Origin of the sequence: Aquisalimonas lutea (assembly GCF_030409225.1) — a bacterium.
Lineage (GTDB): Bacteria > Pseudomonadota > Gammaproteobacteria > Nitrococcales > Aquisalimonadaceae > Aquisalimonas > Aquisalimonas lutea.
Genome location: NZ_JAUFPK010000006.1, coordinates 146,370 through 159,403 on the forward strand (window position 1 = coordinate 146,370; position 13,034 = coordinate 159,403).

Sequence of the window (13,034 nt, forward strand, 5' to 3'; positions counted from 1 at the left end):
AATGGCGACAGGGAGGCGACAGGATGCTTCACGGCAGCTGCCTTTGCGGGCGAATCCAGTACCAGTACCGCGGAGACATTGATGAAATCTCCATGTGCCACTGTACGCAGTGTCAGAAGGGCCAGGGGACGGCGTTCGTCGCCGCCGCGCCCGTGGCGACGGAGAAGCTCACGTTCGTCCGCGGGCAGGAATTCCTCAAGGAGTACCGGTCCAGCCCGGGGAAGGTCAGGGCCTTCTGCGCGGAGTGCGGCAGCCCCGTGTACAGCGCACGGGATGACCTGCCGGGGGTGAGGCGACTCCGGGTCGGGACGCTCGACACAGCCGTGGAGGCCGGACGGAAGTATCACGCGTTCGTCGCCTCGAAGGCGCGCTGGTACGAGATCCGGGATGAATTCCCCCGGTACCAGGGTCCGTCGACGTAAGCGGGATGGGTACGGCGATCCCCGTAAGGGTTTCCGGGTCGGATGGGCGCATCGGTTGGAGCACCGCACAGGGAGGGTAAATCATGGGGGGAGCGCGCCGGGTTCTTATCGATGGACGGGGCGGCATCAGCTCGATCAAGGTCGTGGAGGCCGAGACCAGGGCGCCCGAGCCCGACGAGGTGCGGATCCGGACCCTGGCTTCCGGCATTGGTTTCGCCGACGTCATGGCCGCCCACGGCGGCTATCCGCTCGCACCCCGGGGAACCTTCACTCCGGGCTATGACCTGGCCGGCCGGGTCGAGGCGTGTGGAGCCGATGTTGCGGACCTGGAGGAAGGCCGCTTGGTGGTGGCGCTGAACCCGCAGTTCGGCTGCCAGGCGGATGCCGTGTGCATGAAGGCCGAGCTGGTCGTGCCGGTCAACGAAGATGCCGATCCGGCACAGGCCGTCGCTTTGGTCCTGAACTACCTCACCGCGCACTGCCTTGTGCACAGGAAGGCGGATCTGACGGGCGGCGAGACGGTGCTCGTCCACGCCGCGGCAGGTGGTGTCGGCACCGCACTGCTCCAGCTGGGACGCCGCCTGAACCTGACCATGTACGGGACGGCGAGCCGGGCGAAGCACGACGTGGTGCGGGAGCTTGGCGGTATTCCCATCGACTATCGCAGCGAGGACTTCGTCGAAGTCATCCGGAGGGAGCACCCCCACGGCATCGATGCCGCGTTCGATCCGTTCGGAGGGGAGAATCTCCGCAGGTCGTACGACGTCGTCGGGCGGGGCGGACGGGTGGTGAGCTACGGGTTCGCCGGCGACAGCTTCGGGGGCCGCGCGGAGATGATCAAGGGCCTGCTGCGGATGGCCTGGCTCAATGCCTGGCCTGACGGCAAGCGCGTTTCCCTGTGTGCAACCCCGGACGAGGTCCGGAAGAACAATGCATGGTACAGGGAGACCCTGTCCGGGCTAGTGCGGATGCTGGAGGCCGGCGAAGTGCAGCCGGTCATCGGCGCGCGTGTCCCGCTCGCGGAAGCGGCGGAGGGATACCGGCGCGTCGCGGAGGGATCGGTAACCGGAAAGGTCGTTCTGATCCATTGAGCCTCTCGTGTCCGAATGAGGCGTCGTAGGGCGACGCGAATGAATGATGAGGACGGCATGGCACGGAAGCGGGGCCAAGGCTCCGGTGGCGAGAATGCATCGGAGAGCAAGCCGGCAAGCGCCTTGGCGGCGCTCGTCGCCGGAATCGCCGCCGGCCTTTGTCTTGGTGCAGGCCTCGGCGTAGTGATGGACAGCCTGCTGACCGGTATCGGAATCGGCCTGGCGGTGGGCGGAGGCGCCGGCGGGGTGTGGGCGTCCCTGCTCTATGGCGGGGACATCTAGACGGAAACGCTTTATCCGTTTGTTGTTCGGCAACCGGAAGGAAGGGAAGGTCTCATCGTAATGGATTCGGTACTGGGAATCGTCGGGGGAAGCGGGCTCTACGATCTCGCCGGGCTCGACAACGCGCGATGGGAGTACGTCGAAAGCCCGTGGGGCGAGCCGTCGGATGCGATCCTGTTCGCCGACCTCCACGGCTTGCCGATCCGCTTTCTGCCGCGGCACGGCCGCGGGCACCGCCTTGGGCCCCGTGACATCAACTACCGCGCCAACATTGATGCGCTGAAGCGCGCCGGCGCCACGGATCTGGTGTCGTTCTCGGCGTGCGGCTCCCTGGCAGAGCAGTATCCGCCCGGCCATTTCGTCCTGGTCGATCAGTTCATCGACCGCACGCAGGGCCGGCAAAGCAGCTTCTTCGGGGCGGGGTGCGTCGCCCACGTATCCATGGCCGATCCGGTGAGCCCCATACTGGCGGAGATCCTGCGCACCGCCGCGGCCGACGAGGCGATTCAGGCTGCGTCCACCGGGACGTACCTGGTCATCGACGGGCCGCAGTTCTCCTCCCGCGCCGAGGCGCGACTGTACCGGGCGTGGGGCTGCGACGTGATCGGCATGACGAACATGCCGGAGGCCAAGCTGGCGCGGGAGGCCGAGCTGGCCTATGCAACGGTGGCCATGGTCACGGATTTCGATTGCTGGCACGACGCCCACGACGCCGTCGATGTTGCCGGTGTCCTGGCAGTGATGCAGGACAACACGGAAAAGGCGCGGCGGCTCATCGAGCGACTGGGGCGTACCTTCCCGCGCACACACCCGGCCTGCCCGGAAGCCGACCACGCGTTGGACGGCGCCATCGTCACCGCGCAGACGCACCGGGATGCAGACCTGATGCGGAAACTGGATGCGGTGGCAGGTCGTGTCCTGGGAGCAGAGGAAGATTAACGAAAACGGCGGTTCCGATCGGAAACGGAACGTGCCGCCGAGCATTCGCAGTGCTGAGCCGACGGAAGTGCGCCATGAAAATCGTGATCGACGTTGACAGGCTCCTCGACGAGGGGCGCATTACCACCGAGGAGCATGCGCGCCTGAAGTCGTGGGCGGTGGAGGATACCGGCTCGCTGGCATTCAACATCCTGACGGGGTTCGGCGTCGTTGCCACGGCGGGCGGGGCCCTGGCTCTGCTCCCCCATGGTGCCACGGCCATCATCCTGGGCCTGCTCCTGGCCGCAGGCGGGCTGATGCTGGTCCGCAAGCATACCAGGGGGTGGGGCCTGCTCGGCTCGATGCTGTTGGTTGTCGGTTCCGTGATGTGCGCCGGTGGCATCCTGCTCGTCACCCAGGGCGGTGTCGCCGGCTTTGTCGTGGTCACGGTCCTTTGCCTGGCTGCTGCCGTCGCTTCCGGGAGCGCTCTGCTGGCGGCCATGGCGGTACTGGCGCTGTTCGGGAGCACGGGGGCCGTGGCGGCGTACTGGCATGCGATGTACATGCTCGCGGTTCCCCAGCCCGCGCTCACCATCGCGCTGTTCAGCATCGTGGGCCTGGGCACCTACCGGCTGTCCGGCACTCTGCCGCTGGACTATCAGCGTCTCGCCATCGTGGCCGCGCGGACGTCCCTGTTCCTGGTGAATCTCGGGTTCTGGGTCGGATCCCTGTGGGGGGATGCGCTGTGGCTCGGACAGCAAGCGATTCCTGACTGGGCGTTCGCGATCGGCTGGGCCGTCGGCCTGGTGGTCACCGGGGTCTGGGCAGCTCGCGGCAACAAGCGCTGGGTGGTGAACCTGCTGGCGGTATTCGCGGCCATCCATTTTTACACGCAGTACTTCGAGCATCTGGGCGCGTCTCCGGCGACGATTCTGCTTGCCGGTCTGGTCACCCTGGGGATCGTCCTGGCTGTTGTCCGGTACAACAAGCAAGGGTAACGGGCCGACTGCAATGGGCTGCGCGGCTGGCTGATTCAGGCCGCCGACGGTGATCCGATCCAGACCATGGCGATCGAGGTGGGACCGGGCGGCGCTATCCGCGGTATCTACGTGGTCCGCAACCCCCAGACAAATGGAACTACCTGCGGGCGCGATATCCCGAAGGTCAGTAGAATGTCGTCCATTGCCTCGCGGCGTAACATCCGGCGGCTATACTCTTTCCGGCGCTCAGCGCAGCTACAGGGAGACGTACATGACACTGGCGATTGAAACCCGCGGACTGGAAAAACGCTTCGGCGACACCGCCGCGGTGAGCGGCATCGACCTGGGGGTGGAGCGCGGCGCCGTGTTCGGGCTGCTGGGCCCGAACGGGGCGGGCAAGACCACCACCATTCGCATGCTCGCGACCCTGCTGCGCCCCACCGGCGGTTCCGCCCGGGTGCTGGGCCACGACGTCGTGAAGGAGGCGGCCCGGGTGCGGGCCAAGGTGAGCCTGACCGGCCAGTTCGCCTCCGTGGACGAGGATCTCACCGGCCGCGAGAACCTGGTGCTGGTGGCGCGCCTGCTGGGCTTCGGCTGGGGCGCGGCGCGCGTGCGGGCGCGGGAGCTGCTGGAGGCGTTCGAGCTCAGCGAGGCCGGCGGGCGGCAGGTGCGCACCTTCTCGGGCGGCATGCGCCGCCGGCTGGACATCGCGGCGAGCCTGGTCAGCCGGCCGCAGCTGCTGTTCCTGGACGAGCCCACCACCGGCCTGGACCCGCGCAGCCGCAACCAGGTTTGGGACTTCGTGCGGGCCATCGCGGCGGAGGGCACCACGGTGCTGCTGACGACGCAGTACCTGGAGGAAGCGGACCGCCTGGCGGACCGGCTGGCGGTGATCGACCAGGGCCGGGTCATCGCCGAGGGCACCAGCCGGCAGCTGAAGGCCTCGGTGGGCGGGCGTGCGCTGCACGTGCGCGTGGCGGACCCGGAGCAGCGGGACCGGGCGTGGGCGCTGCTTGCCCATCTGCTCGGCGACGAGCTCCATCCCGGGACCGAGCCGGATACCCTGTTCGCCCGGGTGACGCGGGAAGAGCGGGTGCCCGATGCCCTGGCGGCGCTGACCTCCAACGGCATCGCGGTGCGGGAGTTCGCCCTGGCGCAGCCGAGCCTGGACGACGTGTTCTTCGCGCTCACGGGCCACGGGGCCGATGACGAGACCAGCGAGGAGGTGGCATGAGCACGACCCGACTGCATCGCGCCCTGAGCAGCGACCATCAGCCCGCACCGCCGAGCGCGCTGTCGGCGGTGCTGACCCTGGGCTGGCGGGCGATCCTCAAGATCAAGCACGTGCCGTTCCAGCTATTCGACGTCATGGTGTTCCCCATCATGATGACCGTGCTGTTCACGTATCTCTTCGGCGGGGCGCTGGCCGGCTCGTCGGCGGACTACCTGCAGTTCCTGCTGCCGGGCATCGTGGTGCAGACGGTGATGTTCCTGACCGTCTACACCGGGGTGGGGCTCAACACGGACATCCAGCGCGGCCTGTTCGATCGCTTCCGCTCGCTGCCCATCTGGCAGCCGGCACCCATCGTCGGCGCACTCATGGGGGACCTGATGCGCTACTCCCTGGCGGCGCTGGTGGTGGTCGTCGTCGGCCTGGTCCTGGGGTTCCGGCCCGGGGCCGGGGTGCCCGGCGTGCTGCTGGCGGTGGCACTGATGCTGGTGTTCGCGTCGGCGGTGTCGTGGATCTGGATCATCGTCGGGTTCCTGGTGCGCACGCCGGAGTCGGTGATGACCACGAGCTTCCTGCTGCTGTTCCCGCTCACCTTCGTCAGCAACATCTTCGTGGATCCGGCCACCATGCCGGGCTGGCTGCAGACGGTGGTGGCGCTGAACCCGGTGACCCATCTGACCACCGCCTCGCGGGGGCTGATGCACGGCGGCGTGGCGGCCGGGGACGTCGCCTGGGTACTGGTCGCGTCGGTACTGGTGACGGCGGTGTTCGCGCCCCTGGCGATGCGGATGTACTACCGGGAGCGGTAGCCCGGTACCGTCACTTGACGCTGTCGAGGATGGGCGCGAGATACGGCTTGTGCCGGTCGATGTCCGCCCGGCTGAGGCCGTTCATCTCGTAGGGGAACACCAGCCACTCCTCGGACGCGTGCAGGCAGAAATCGGGCTGTGTTCCGGTCTGGTTGGCGCTGGGGCGCTGGTACAGGGCGGCGATGCGGGTGTCCTGCGGCATGTTGCGCTTGAGCTGCTCGTTGAGCCGGCGCAGCACGGCGGCGACGCTGTAGCCGGTGCCGAAGACGTCGTCCACGATGAGCAGCCGGTCATCGTGATTCAGGTTGTCCAGCAGGTAGTGGGTGCCGTGGACGCGGATCTTGGCATCCGGCGAGGCCACCATGGCGTCGTAGTCGTGCATGCCCTGGTAGGACGTGCGCAGGGCGATGTGGTCGGTGGCCACGCCCAGGGTCTGCAGGCACTCCTGCACGTAGATGCCCACGCTGCTCCCCCCGCGCCAGAGGCCGACGATGAAATTGGGGCGGAACCCGCTGTCGAAGATCTGCACGCCGAGCCGGAACGCGTCCTCGATGAGCTCGGCCTCCTCGATGAAGCGGCGGGGGCGGGCGGTCTCTTCCGGTTTCGTCCGTTGTGTCGTCAATGGCTCGTCAGCCTGCTAGAGGTTACTATGTCCGGCTTTACTCAACCGGCATGGTGGTATGGTCGACAAATTCTACATCAGCGCGCAAAGCCTGCTCGAGGATTCTTTCCGGCTTGGGGTCCAGGTGCTGAACTCGGGCTTCCGGCCCACGTTCATGATCGCTGTGTGGCGCGGCGGTACCCCCGTGGGGCTGGCGGTGCAGGAATTCCTGGACTACCACGGCGTCCACACGGACCACATCGCCGTGCGCACCTCGGCCTATCACGGCATCGACCAGCAAAGCCGGACGGTGCGCGTCCACGGCCTGAACTACCTGGTCAAGCACGTCACCCACGACGATGCGCTGCTGATCGTCGATGACGTCTTCGATACCGGGCGCTCGGTGGTGGCCATCATCGAGGAGCTGCGGCAGCGGGCGCGGCTGAACACCCCGTACGACATTCGCGTCGCCGTGCCCTACTACAAGCCGAGCCGCAACGAGGTGGGCTGGCCGCCGGACTACTACCTGCACGAGACCGAAGCCTGGCTGAAATACCCGCATTCCCTGGAAGGCCTGAGCGTGCCGGAGATCCGGGACAACCGCCCGGAGCTCTATGCGATTCTCGCGCCCTACCTGGAATGACGGATGCCCGGCGGGGGCCGCCCCGCCGGGCGGAAGGCTTCAGAAGCTCAGGGTGGCGGCCCCTTCCAGGATGCGCTCGTGCATCGGGCTGGCGCCGGTGATGATCACGCCGTCCAGCAGGTCCTCCTGCTCGTAGCCGCGTGCCTTCACGCACGGCGTGCATGCCCACAGCGTGCCGCCGCGGCTCATGAAGTCGTCCACCAGGGACTTCAACGGCTCCAGCGGCTGCACGTGCGTCAGGTCTGCGGCGCGCTTGCGCACGATGTCCACGGCGGAGCTGGTCAGGAAGATGGCGACATCCAGCCCGGCCGTAAGGCCGCCGTTGGCGATGGTGAAGCCGACCGAGGACAGCTCCTCGTCCGGCCCGTGGGTGATGACAACGACAAGCTGACGGTTCGATTCTGCCATGATGCATCTCCTCCTGTTGCAGTGCGACTCAGGTCTGCGGCCGCTTCGCCGTTACCGTCCACGAGCTTGACGGCATGACGACACCCTCGGCCTGGTGGTAGGGGGCCAGCGCCTCGCGCATGGCCCGCTCGATGGTCTCCCGCTTGCGCTCGGCCTCCTCGCCGGCCTCGCGGAACACCTCGCCCGCGGGCCCGATGGCGAGCTGGAAGCGCACGGCGTCCTCCAGCGAGGAGCCCACGGTGACGGGGCCGTCGATGCGCTCGAAGTCGATCGCCTCGAAGCCCGCGATCTCGAGCTGGGCCGAGACCATCTCCGGGTCCGCCATGGAGAAGGGGCCGGGTCCGCAGGTGCGGGCGTCCTCGCCGGGCGGGTCCAGGTACTCGAGCACCACCTGTTTGGGCAGGCCGAGCCACGGATTGTCGTCGATGGTCCGCCAGACGATGAACATCAGCTCACCTCCCGGACGCAGGCCGCTGAGGATGTTGCGCATGGCGGTGACCGGGTTCTCGAAGAACATCATTCCGAAGCGCGAGAAGCACAGGTCGTAGACGGGCTCGAAGGGGTAGCGCTCGACGTCCGCCGTCTCGAAGCGCACGTTCGTGACGCCGCGCTCGGCGGCATCCCGGCGTGCGGGCTCCAGGAACTGCTCGACGCAGTCGAGGCCGAGCACGAAGCCGTCCGGCCCGGTCTTGCGGGCGAGCTCGATGGCCGTATCCCCCCAGCCGCAACCCACGTCCAGGATCCGGCTTCCCGGCGTCACGGCAAGCTTCTCCAGCGGGATGCGGCTGTGGTAGCTCAGGCCGTTCTGGAGGATCTCCCGGAAGCGGTCGAACTTGTCGGCCAGCGTATCGTTCCAGAACTCGACGTATGGGGTCACCTCGGTGGTCGTCTCGATGGTCTGATTCATGGCGCGCTCTCCGTGTTGTGTCGTCTCGGGCCGCAGCGGTGGAATTACCGCCGCGGTTGCGGCAAGGACGCAGCGCCATGGCAAATGGTTCCCGGCGATGGACGGTGGTTATTGCAGGGCTTCGGGCCCGCCGGCGTCAAAGGGCGCATGGAGCGCCGCGGCGAGGCGGCTGGCAGTGGGGCGGGGCATTATGGGTACCGGGCACGGCCGCGCGACGCCGTGTCGTCACGGGGATGCCGGCCCGGGGCCGGCGGTATCGTCGGCGAGCCGCCGGAGCGCCTCCCGGAGTCTTGCCCGGCCGCGGTCAAGTTGCGCTTGCACCGCACCGGCGGGGGCCTGCAGCATCTCCGCCGCCTCTGTACGGCGGTATCCCTGCATCTCCACGAGGACCACGACGACGCGCTCGTCCTCCGGGAGTGCGTCCACGGCGCGGGCGACATCGTCCCAGTGTAACGAATCGACAAGCCGGTCGCGTTGCGCCCCCCACCCGGTTGGGAAGGACCCGTGTCGCTGCCGCGGAGGCGGGCAACGCTCGGGGGCGTCACCGTCACCCGGCCGGGCTTCGCCGTCGGCCCCGGCGGCATCATGGCGGCGCCGTTGGCGCAGGTCGCGAATGAAAGTGCTGCTGAGAACGTGGAGCAGCCGGTCCTCGAGGCGAGACGTGTCCTGCAGCGGGGCCTCCAGCCCGGCCCAGGCCCGGGCGACGGCCTCGGTGACCAGGTCTTCGGCCCGAGTCCGGTCCCCGGTGAGCCGCCGGGCCGTGCCGTAGAGACGGTCCAGCAGCCGGATGACGGTATCGCCGAACCATTGTCGTCGCTGCCACGGGGCGTTGCCGTCAGTCGTCTTCGGGTCCGTCATGGTGGGCGATTCCTGGCGCAGGCCGACGCCAGGCATTGTAGGCGGTTGCCCCGTTCGCCGCTTCAGCATTCTTGCTGCCGATGAACACGGATTGCGGTGGGTCAGTGACTGCGCCGTACGGTGTGCCGGTAGGCGCTGGGCGTCATGCCCGTGTAGCGGCGGAAGCAGCGGACCAGGTGCTGGGGCGAGTAGCCGCAGGCCGCGGCGATTTCGGTGACCGACAGCCCGGTTCGGGACAGCATCTCGCGGGCCTGTTCCAGGCGCATATGCACCAGGTAGCGGTGCGGCGGCATGCCGTGCGTCTCGCGGAAAGCCCGGGCGAAATGATAGGGCGAGAGGCCCGCCACCTCCGCCAGCTCGTGCAGGCTGACGGGCCCGGCCAGGTGAGCCTGCATGTACTCGATCACCCGCCTGGAAGCGTGCTGCGCCATCCCGCCGCGGGGCCGGGACGCGCCGCCCCGATGGTCGGACGCCAGGCGGGCGAGGCGGGTGAGCAGCGTGCAGACCATGGTATCGATGAACAAACGCGAGGTGTGGTCGCCGCGTGCGAGCTCCTGCCAGAGAAGCTCCAGCCCGTGGGTGATCAGCGGGTCCCGGTGCAGGCGTGCATGCAGGCCACCGAGGTCGATGGGCTCGCCGGCGTCCAGCTCCAGGTGCTGGCGCGCCGTGGCCGGCGGAATCCCCAGGAAGCGGAGGGTGCTGGGCGCCCCCATGGTCGCTGCGATGTCGGCCCCCGGCGGGATGACCGCGAAATCCATGGGCAGGGCGTTGCCGCGGAACGCACCCGCGCCGAAATCGCAGCAGAAGGGGAACGGTCGCCCCAGCGACGGGCTGATGACGAGCTCCGCCAGGGGGGAGGCTGACATGTCGCCGGCGGGCTGGCTGATATCGAGCATGGTCACCGCGCCGTGGTCCGCCTGACGGCATTCGCGAAGATGCCGGCGCTGCGGGCCCTCGACGAAGTACGCCGCGAGGCTGGACTGGTGATCCATCGCAATCAGGCCCCCCGGTACGAAAAGGCCAGCCAATCCTTCCACCAAGGATAGTCGGCAGAATTGTCCGGCGCGAGTCCGTCACGCGGCTTCCGGCCCGCAACGGGAAGCTGCCCTCGTCGGTGCGCGGGCGCGTCAGCGCATCTTGCCGCGGACCAGCTGCGCGAACTCCGCGGGCGGCAGGGGTTCGTTGATATAGAACCCCTGGAACTCGTCGCACGAGCGCGAGCGCAGGTACTCGGCCTGCTCCGCGGTCTCGACGCCTTCGGCGACAACGGTCAGGCTCAGGCTCTTGCCCACCGCGATGACGGCGTCGGTGAGCCCCTTGTCCTCGGCGCTGCGTACGATGTCATGGGTGAACGACCGGTCGATCTTGATCGTGTCCAGGGGGAATTCCTTCAGCGTCGACAGCGACGAATAGCCGGTGCCGAAGTCATCGATGGCAACGCGCACGCCCATCGCCTTGAGATCATTCAGGATATGGATGGTCTGCTGCATGTCCCGCATGATCATGCTCTCGGTGATCTCCAGCTCGAGCAGCCGGGGGTCCATGCCGGTCTCGCGCAGGGCGCTCCTGATATCGTCCAGCAGGTTCTCGTCGAGGAACTGCCGTGCCGAGAGGTTGATGGCCATGCTCAGCGGCGGGAAACCCTCGTTCTGCCAGGCGACGTTCTGCCGACATGCGCTGCGGACCACCCAGCGCCCGATGGGGACGATGAGCCCCGTTTCCTCGGCCAGCGGGATGAACTGCAGCGGCGGGATCAGGCCGAGCTCCGGATGCTCCCAGCGCAGGAGCGCCTCCATGCCGGTGATGCGTCCGTCCGACGAGCTCTGCTTGGCCTGGTAGAACAGCCGGAACTCCCAGCGTTCCAGCGCGTTGCGCAGGCTGGATTCCAGGGCGAGGCGCTCCAGCGAGTCGGCGTTGAGCTCCTCGGAATAGAACTGGAAGTTGTTCTTGCCCTGCTCCTTGGCGTGATACATGGCCACATCGGCGTTCTTCATGAGCGTCTGCTCGTCTTCGCCGTCGTCCGGATAGAGGGTGACGCCGATGCTCACCGTGACGCGGAACTCCTGGCCGACCAGCGTGAACGGCTTGCCGACAGCGGCCAGGATCTTCTCCGCCACGGGGGGCACCTGGGCGGGGGAGGTGACCTCCGGCAGCAGGATGACGAACTCGTCGCCGCCGAGGCGGGCGACGGTATCGCTGTCCCGCACGGCGTTGCGCAGCCGCCGCGCCATCTCCTGGAGCAGCTCGTCGCCGGCGTCGTGGCCGAGGGAGTCGTTGATGGTCTTGAACCGGTCCAGGTCCAGGAACAGCAATGCTAGGTTCTTCCTGTAGCGGCGCGCATGCTGCATCTTCTCGGTCAGCAGGCGGCTGAAGAACGCGCGATTGGGCAGGTCGGTGAGATTGTCGTGGTAGGCCAGATACTCCACCCGCCGGGCGTGCGCGATCCGCTCCTCCGTAACGCGGGCGTGTGCCCACTGGAGCTTCCAGGTCAGTCGGCCCAGCAGGGCCACGACGGCGAGTGCCAGCACACTGGCAGCGCCCGCGCGCCACATGTAGGAGCGCGCCAGCTGGTCGGCGGCGGCAAGCTGCTCTGCCCGGGAGAGCCCCACCACGATGGCGACGGGGAACTCGAAGAGTTTCCGGGCCACGGTGTAGCGCCGTACGCCGTCCCAGGGGTTGACCCGCACCCGGGCGGAGCCGTCGCCATCGTCCGCTACCAGGGATTCGTAGTCGATGACCTCTCCCGCGGACACGGCGTCGCCGGTGCGGCGCGCGCGAAAAACCCCGTCGGTGCCCACCAGGCCGAGTACGCCCTGCTCGCCGAGCAGGCTCGGCTCGTAACCGCTGACGAAGTAGCCGGCGTGCACGGATACCATCACCACCCCTGGAAAACCGGAGCCGTCCGATCCGGATGACCGGGCGAAATGCAGTCGCTGCTCGCCGGTGTCAGCGTCGCGCCGCGGCAGGCCGACGGCCATGCCGTCGGCCTGGCGCGCCTCGCGAAAGAAGTCGAGCTCCGCCACGTTCCGCCCACTGGCGTCGCCATTGGTGGCAACGACGTCACCGTCGGCGTCGACGATGCTCACGGTGAACAGCAGTCCCGGCAGCAGAAGACCGTTCGCCCCCAGATCCTCCAGGACCTCCCCCGGCGGCCGGTCTTCCAGCTCGTAGCGGACCAGCTTCAGCGTGTGGTCGATCTCGCGCAGTGCGCGTACCACCTGCGCCTCGTACGTATTCGCGACATCCTCCGTGAGCGTCCCGGCGGTACGCGTGGCCGCGGTGCGTTCCTTGGCGGCGAAGTTCAGGGCGGTGCCCCAGATCACGGCCAGGAGAAAGACCGCGATCCCGGTGAACAGCACCCGCGGGTCGGTGAGCCGGTAAAGCCAGCCTCGTGCGCCGGCACGCTCCTGTCCCTGGACCGTCGCCCGGCTCGCTTGCTCCGGAGCGCTACTCAATGGTCACCACCCGCAGCTGCTCGCCCACCATGCTGCGGTCGACGTAGCCGATGGCCCGGGGGTTGTCCGCGATGAACTCGGCCACGGTGTCGCCATCCTTCAGCGACCGCGGCGGTTGCCCGCGGCCGGTGAAGATGAGCCTGGACCAGTGCGCCTTGATCTGGGCCGGGGATCGACCCAGGTAGTCATTGTAGAACGCGTCGTGTGCAGGCGAGCGTTCCGCCTGGTCGATGGGCATCGCCGGATCGCCATTGGGGAACCGGTCCATCCGCCCCAGGTAGATGTCTGCGAGCTCGGTGCGGCTGAGGCTGTCCACGGGATTGTCCCTGGAGACCACCACGACGATCTCGGCGGCGGCGGTGCCGATCATCAGGCTGCAGACGAGGCCGCAGAGGGTGGTCAGCAACTGTTTCGGCAAACCTGTCATGG

Annotated in this window: 15 protein-coding genes; 8 read left to right on the top strand and 7 right to left on the bottom strand. The window is 68.0% G+C overall.

The genetic code is table 11. The features are described from left to right. Positions 1–23: 23 nt before the first annotated feature. From QWY84_RS17500 to QWY84_RS17530, 7 genes are all read left to right on the top strand, one after another. Positions 24–422 carry a GFA family protein gene (locus tag QWY84_RS17500; RefSeq protein ID WP_435373002.1) on the top strand — a complete coding sequence of 133 codons (399 nt, stop codon included), beginning with the start codon at positions 24–26 and terminating at the stop codon, positions 420–422. 83 nt (positions 423–505) lie between these two features. Then, positions 506–1,513 carry a zinc-binding dehydrogenase gene (locus QWY84_RS17505; RefSeq protein ID WP_290204198.1) on the top strand — a complete coding sequence of 336 codons (1,008 nt, stop codon included), beginning with the start codon at positions 506–508 and terminating at the stop codon, positions 1,511–1,513. Positions 1,514–1,552: 39 nt separating this feature from the next. Then, positions 1,553–1,795, top strand: a complete 243-nt coding sequence (locus QWY84_RS17510; RefSeq protein ID WP_290204199.1) for a hypothetical protein — start codon at positions 1,553–1,555, stop codon at positions 1,793–1,795. Between the two features lie 60 nt (positions 1,796–1,855). Beyond that, a complete protein-coding gene (locus QWY84_RS17515) occupies positions 1,856–2,734 on the top strand; it encodes an S-methyl-5'-thioadenosine phosphorylase (protein WP_290204200.1) in 879 nt (292 codons plus the stop codon). Positions 2,735–2,808: 74 nt separating this feature from the next. Further along, a complete protein-coding gene (locus tag QWY84_RS17520; RefSeq protein ID WP_290204201.1) occupies positions 2,809–3,711 on the top strand; it encodes a hypothetical protein in 903 nt (300 codons plus the stop codon). A 253-nt stretch (positions 3,712–3,964) separates the two neighbouring features. Further along, positions 3,965–4,927, top strand: a complete 963-nt coding sequence (locus QWY84_RS17525) for an ATP-binding cassette domain-containing protein (RefSeq protein ID WP_290204202.1) — start codon at positions 3,965–3,967, stop codon at positions 4,925–4,927. Further along, complete coding sequence (locus QWY84_RS17530) at positions 4,924–5,733, top strand: ABC transporter permease (RefSeq protein ID WP_290204203.1); 810 nt, start codon at positions 4,924–4,926, stop codon at positions 5,731–5,733. Before QWY84_RS17525 ends, QWY84_RS17530 begins: the two co-directional genes overlap by 4 nt. Before the next feature lie 10 nt (positions 5,734–5,743). Here QWY84_RS17530 and QWY84_RS17535 read toward each other — a convergent pair whose 3' ends face one another. After that, positions 5,744–6,355, bottom strand: a complete 612-nt coding sequence (locus tag QWY84_RS17535; protein WP_290204204.1) for a phosphoribosyltransferase — start codon at positions 6,353–6,355, stop codon at positions 5,744–5,746. Positions 6,356–6,413: 58 nt separating this feature from the next. On the opposite strand from QWY84_RS17535, the gene QWY84_RS17540 reads away from it, so the two are divergent. Further along, on the top strand, positions 6,414–6,977 hold the full coding sequence (locus tag QWY84_RS17540) for a phosphoribosyltransferase (protein ID WP_290204205.1): 564 nt from the start codon (positions 6,414–6,416) through the stop codon (positions 6,975–6,977). 39 nt (positions 6,978–7,016) lie between these two features. On the opposite strand, the gene QWY84_RS17545 is transcribed toward QWY84_RS17540, so the two are convergent. From QWY84_RS17545 to QWY84_RS17570, 6 genes are all read right to left on the bottom strand, one after another. Continuing rightward, positions 7,017–7,385 (bottom strand): DsrE family protein, encoded by a 369-nt coding sequence (locus QWY84_RS17545; RefSeq protein WP_290204206.1) that lies wholly within the window; start codon positions 7,383–7,385, stop codon positions 7,017–7,019. A gap of 28 nt (positions 7,386–7,413) precedes the next feature. Next, a complete protein-coding gene (locus QWY84_RS17550; RefSeq protein ID WP_290204207.1) occupies positions 7,414–8,292 on the bottom strand; it encodes a class I SAM-dependent methyltransferase in 879 nt (292 codons plus the stop codon). A 225-nt stretch (positions 8,293–8,517) separates the two neighbouring features. Next, positions 8,518–9,150 carry an RNA polymerase sigma factor gene (locus QWY84_RS17555; protein ID WP_290204208.1) on the bottom strand — a complete coding sequence of 211 codons (633 nt, stop codon included), beginning with the start codon at positions 9,148–9,150 and terminating at the stop codon, positions 8,518–8,520. A gap of 101 nt (positions 9,151–9,251) precedes the next feature. Next, positions 9,252–10,142 (bottom strand): AraC family transcriptional regulator, encoded by an 891-nt coding sequence (locus QWY84_RS17560; RefSeq protein ID WP_290204209.1) that lies wholly within the window; start codon positions 10,140–10,142, stop codon positions 9,252–9,254. A gap of 135 nt (positions 10,143–10,277) precedes the next feature. Next, positions 10,278–12,605: a putative bifunctional diguanylate cyclase/phosphodiesterase gene (locus QWY84_RS17565; protein WP_290204210.1), complete on the bottom strand. Its 2,328-nt coding sequence runs from the start codon at positions 12,603–12,605 to the stop codon at positions 10,278–10,280. Then, a complete protein-coding gene (locus QWY84_RS17570) occupies positions 12,598–13,032 on the bottom strand; it encodes a type 2 periplasmic-binding domain-containing protein (protein WP_290204211.1) in 435 nt (144 codons plus the stop codon). The genes QWY84_RS17565 and QWY84_RS17570 overlap by 8 nt, the downstream gene beginning before the upstream one ends. Positions 13,033–13,034 lie beyond the last annotated feature (2 nt).

What these genes read in the sequence shown, in the direction of transcription:
- QWY84_RS17500 (WP_435373002.1), top strand. Translation starts at nt 24, where the DNA reads ATGCTTCACGGCAGCTGCCTTTGCGGGCGAATCCAGTACCAGTACCGC.
- QWY84_RS17505 (WP_290204198.1), top strand. Translation starts at nt 506, where the DNA reads ATGGGGGGAGCGCGCCGGGTTCTTATCGATGGACGGGGCGGCATCAGC.
- QWY84_RS17510 (WP_290204199.1), top strand. Translation starts at nt 1,553, where the DNA reads ATGAATGATGAGGACGGCATGGCACGGAAGCGGGGCCAAGGCTCCGGT.
- QWY84_RS17515 (WP_290204200.1), top strand. Translation starts at nt 1,856, where the DNA reads ATGGATTCGGTACTGGGAATCGTCGGGGGAAGCGGGCTCTACGATCTC.
- QWY84_RS17520 (WP_290204201.1), top strand. Translation starts at nt 2,809, where the DNA reads ATGAAAATCGTGATCGACGTTGACAGGCTCCTCGACGAGGGGCGCATT.
- QWY84_RS17525 (WP_290204202.1), top strand. Translation starts at nt 3,965, where the DNA reads ATGACACTGGCGATTGAAACCCGCGGACTGGAAAAACGCTTCGGCGAC.
- QWY84_RS17530 (WP_290204203.1), top strand. Translation starts at nt 4,924, where the DNA reads ATGAGCACGACCCGACTGCATCGCGCCCTGAGCAGCGACCATCAGCCC.
- QWY84_RS17540 (WP_290204205.1), top strand. Translation starts at nt 6,414, where the DNA reads ATGGTCGACAAATTCTACATCAGCGCGCAAAGCCTGCTCGAGGATTCT.
- QWY84_RS17545 (WP_290204206.1), bottom strand. Translation starts at nt 7,385, where the DNA reads ATGGCAGAATCGAACCGTCAGCTTGTCGTTGTCATCACCCACGGGCCG.
- QWY84_RS17550 (WP_290204207.1), bottom strand. Translation starts at nt 8,292, where the DNA reads ATGAATCAGACCATCGAGACGACCACCGAGGTGACCCCATACGTCGAG.
- QWY84_RS17555 (WP_290204208.1), bottom strand. Translation starts at nt 9,150, where the DNA reads ATGACGGACCCGAAGACGACTGACGGCAACGCCCCGTGGCAGCGACGA.
- QWY84_RS17560 (WP_290204209.1), bottom strand. Translation starts at nt 10,142, where the DNA reads ATGGATCACCAGTCCAGCCTCGCGGCGTACTTCGTCGAGGGCCCGCAG.
- QWY84_RS17570 (WP_290204211.1), bottom strand. Translation starts at nt 13,032, where the DNA reads ATGACAGGTTTGCCGAAACAGTTGCTGACCACCCTCTGCGGCCTCGTC.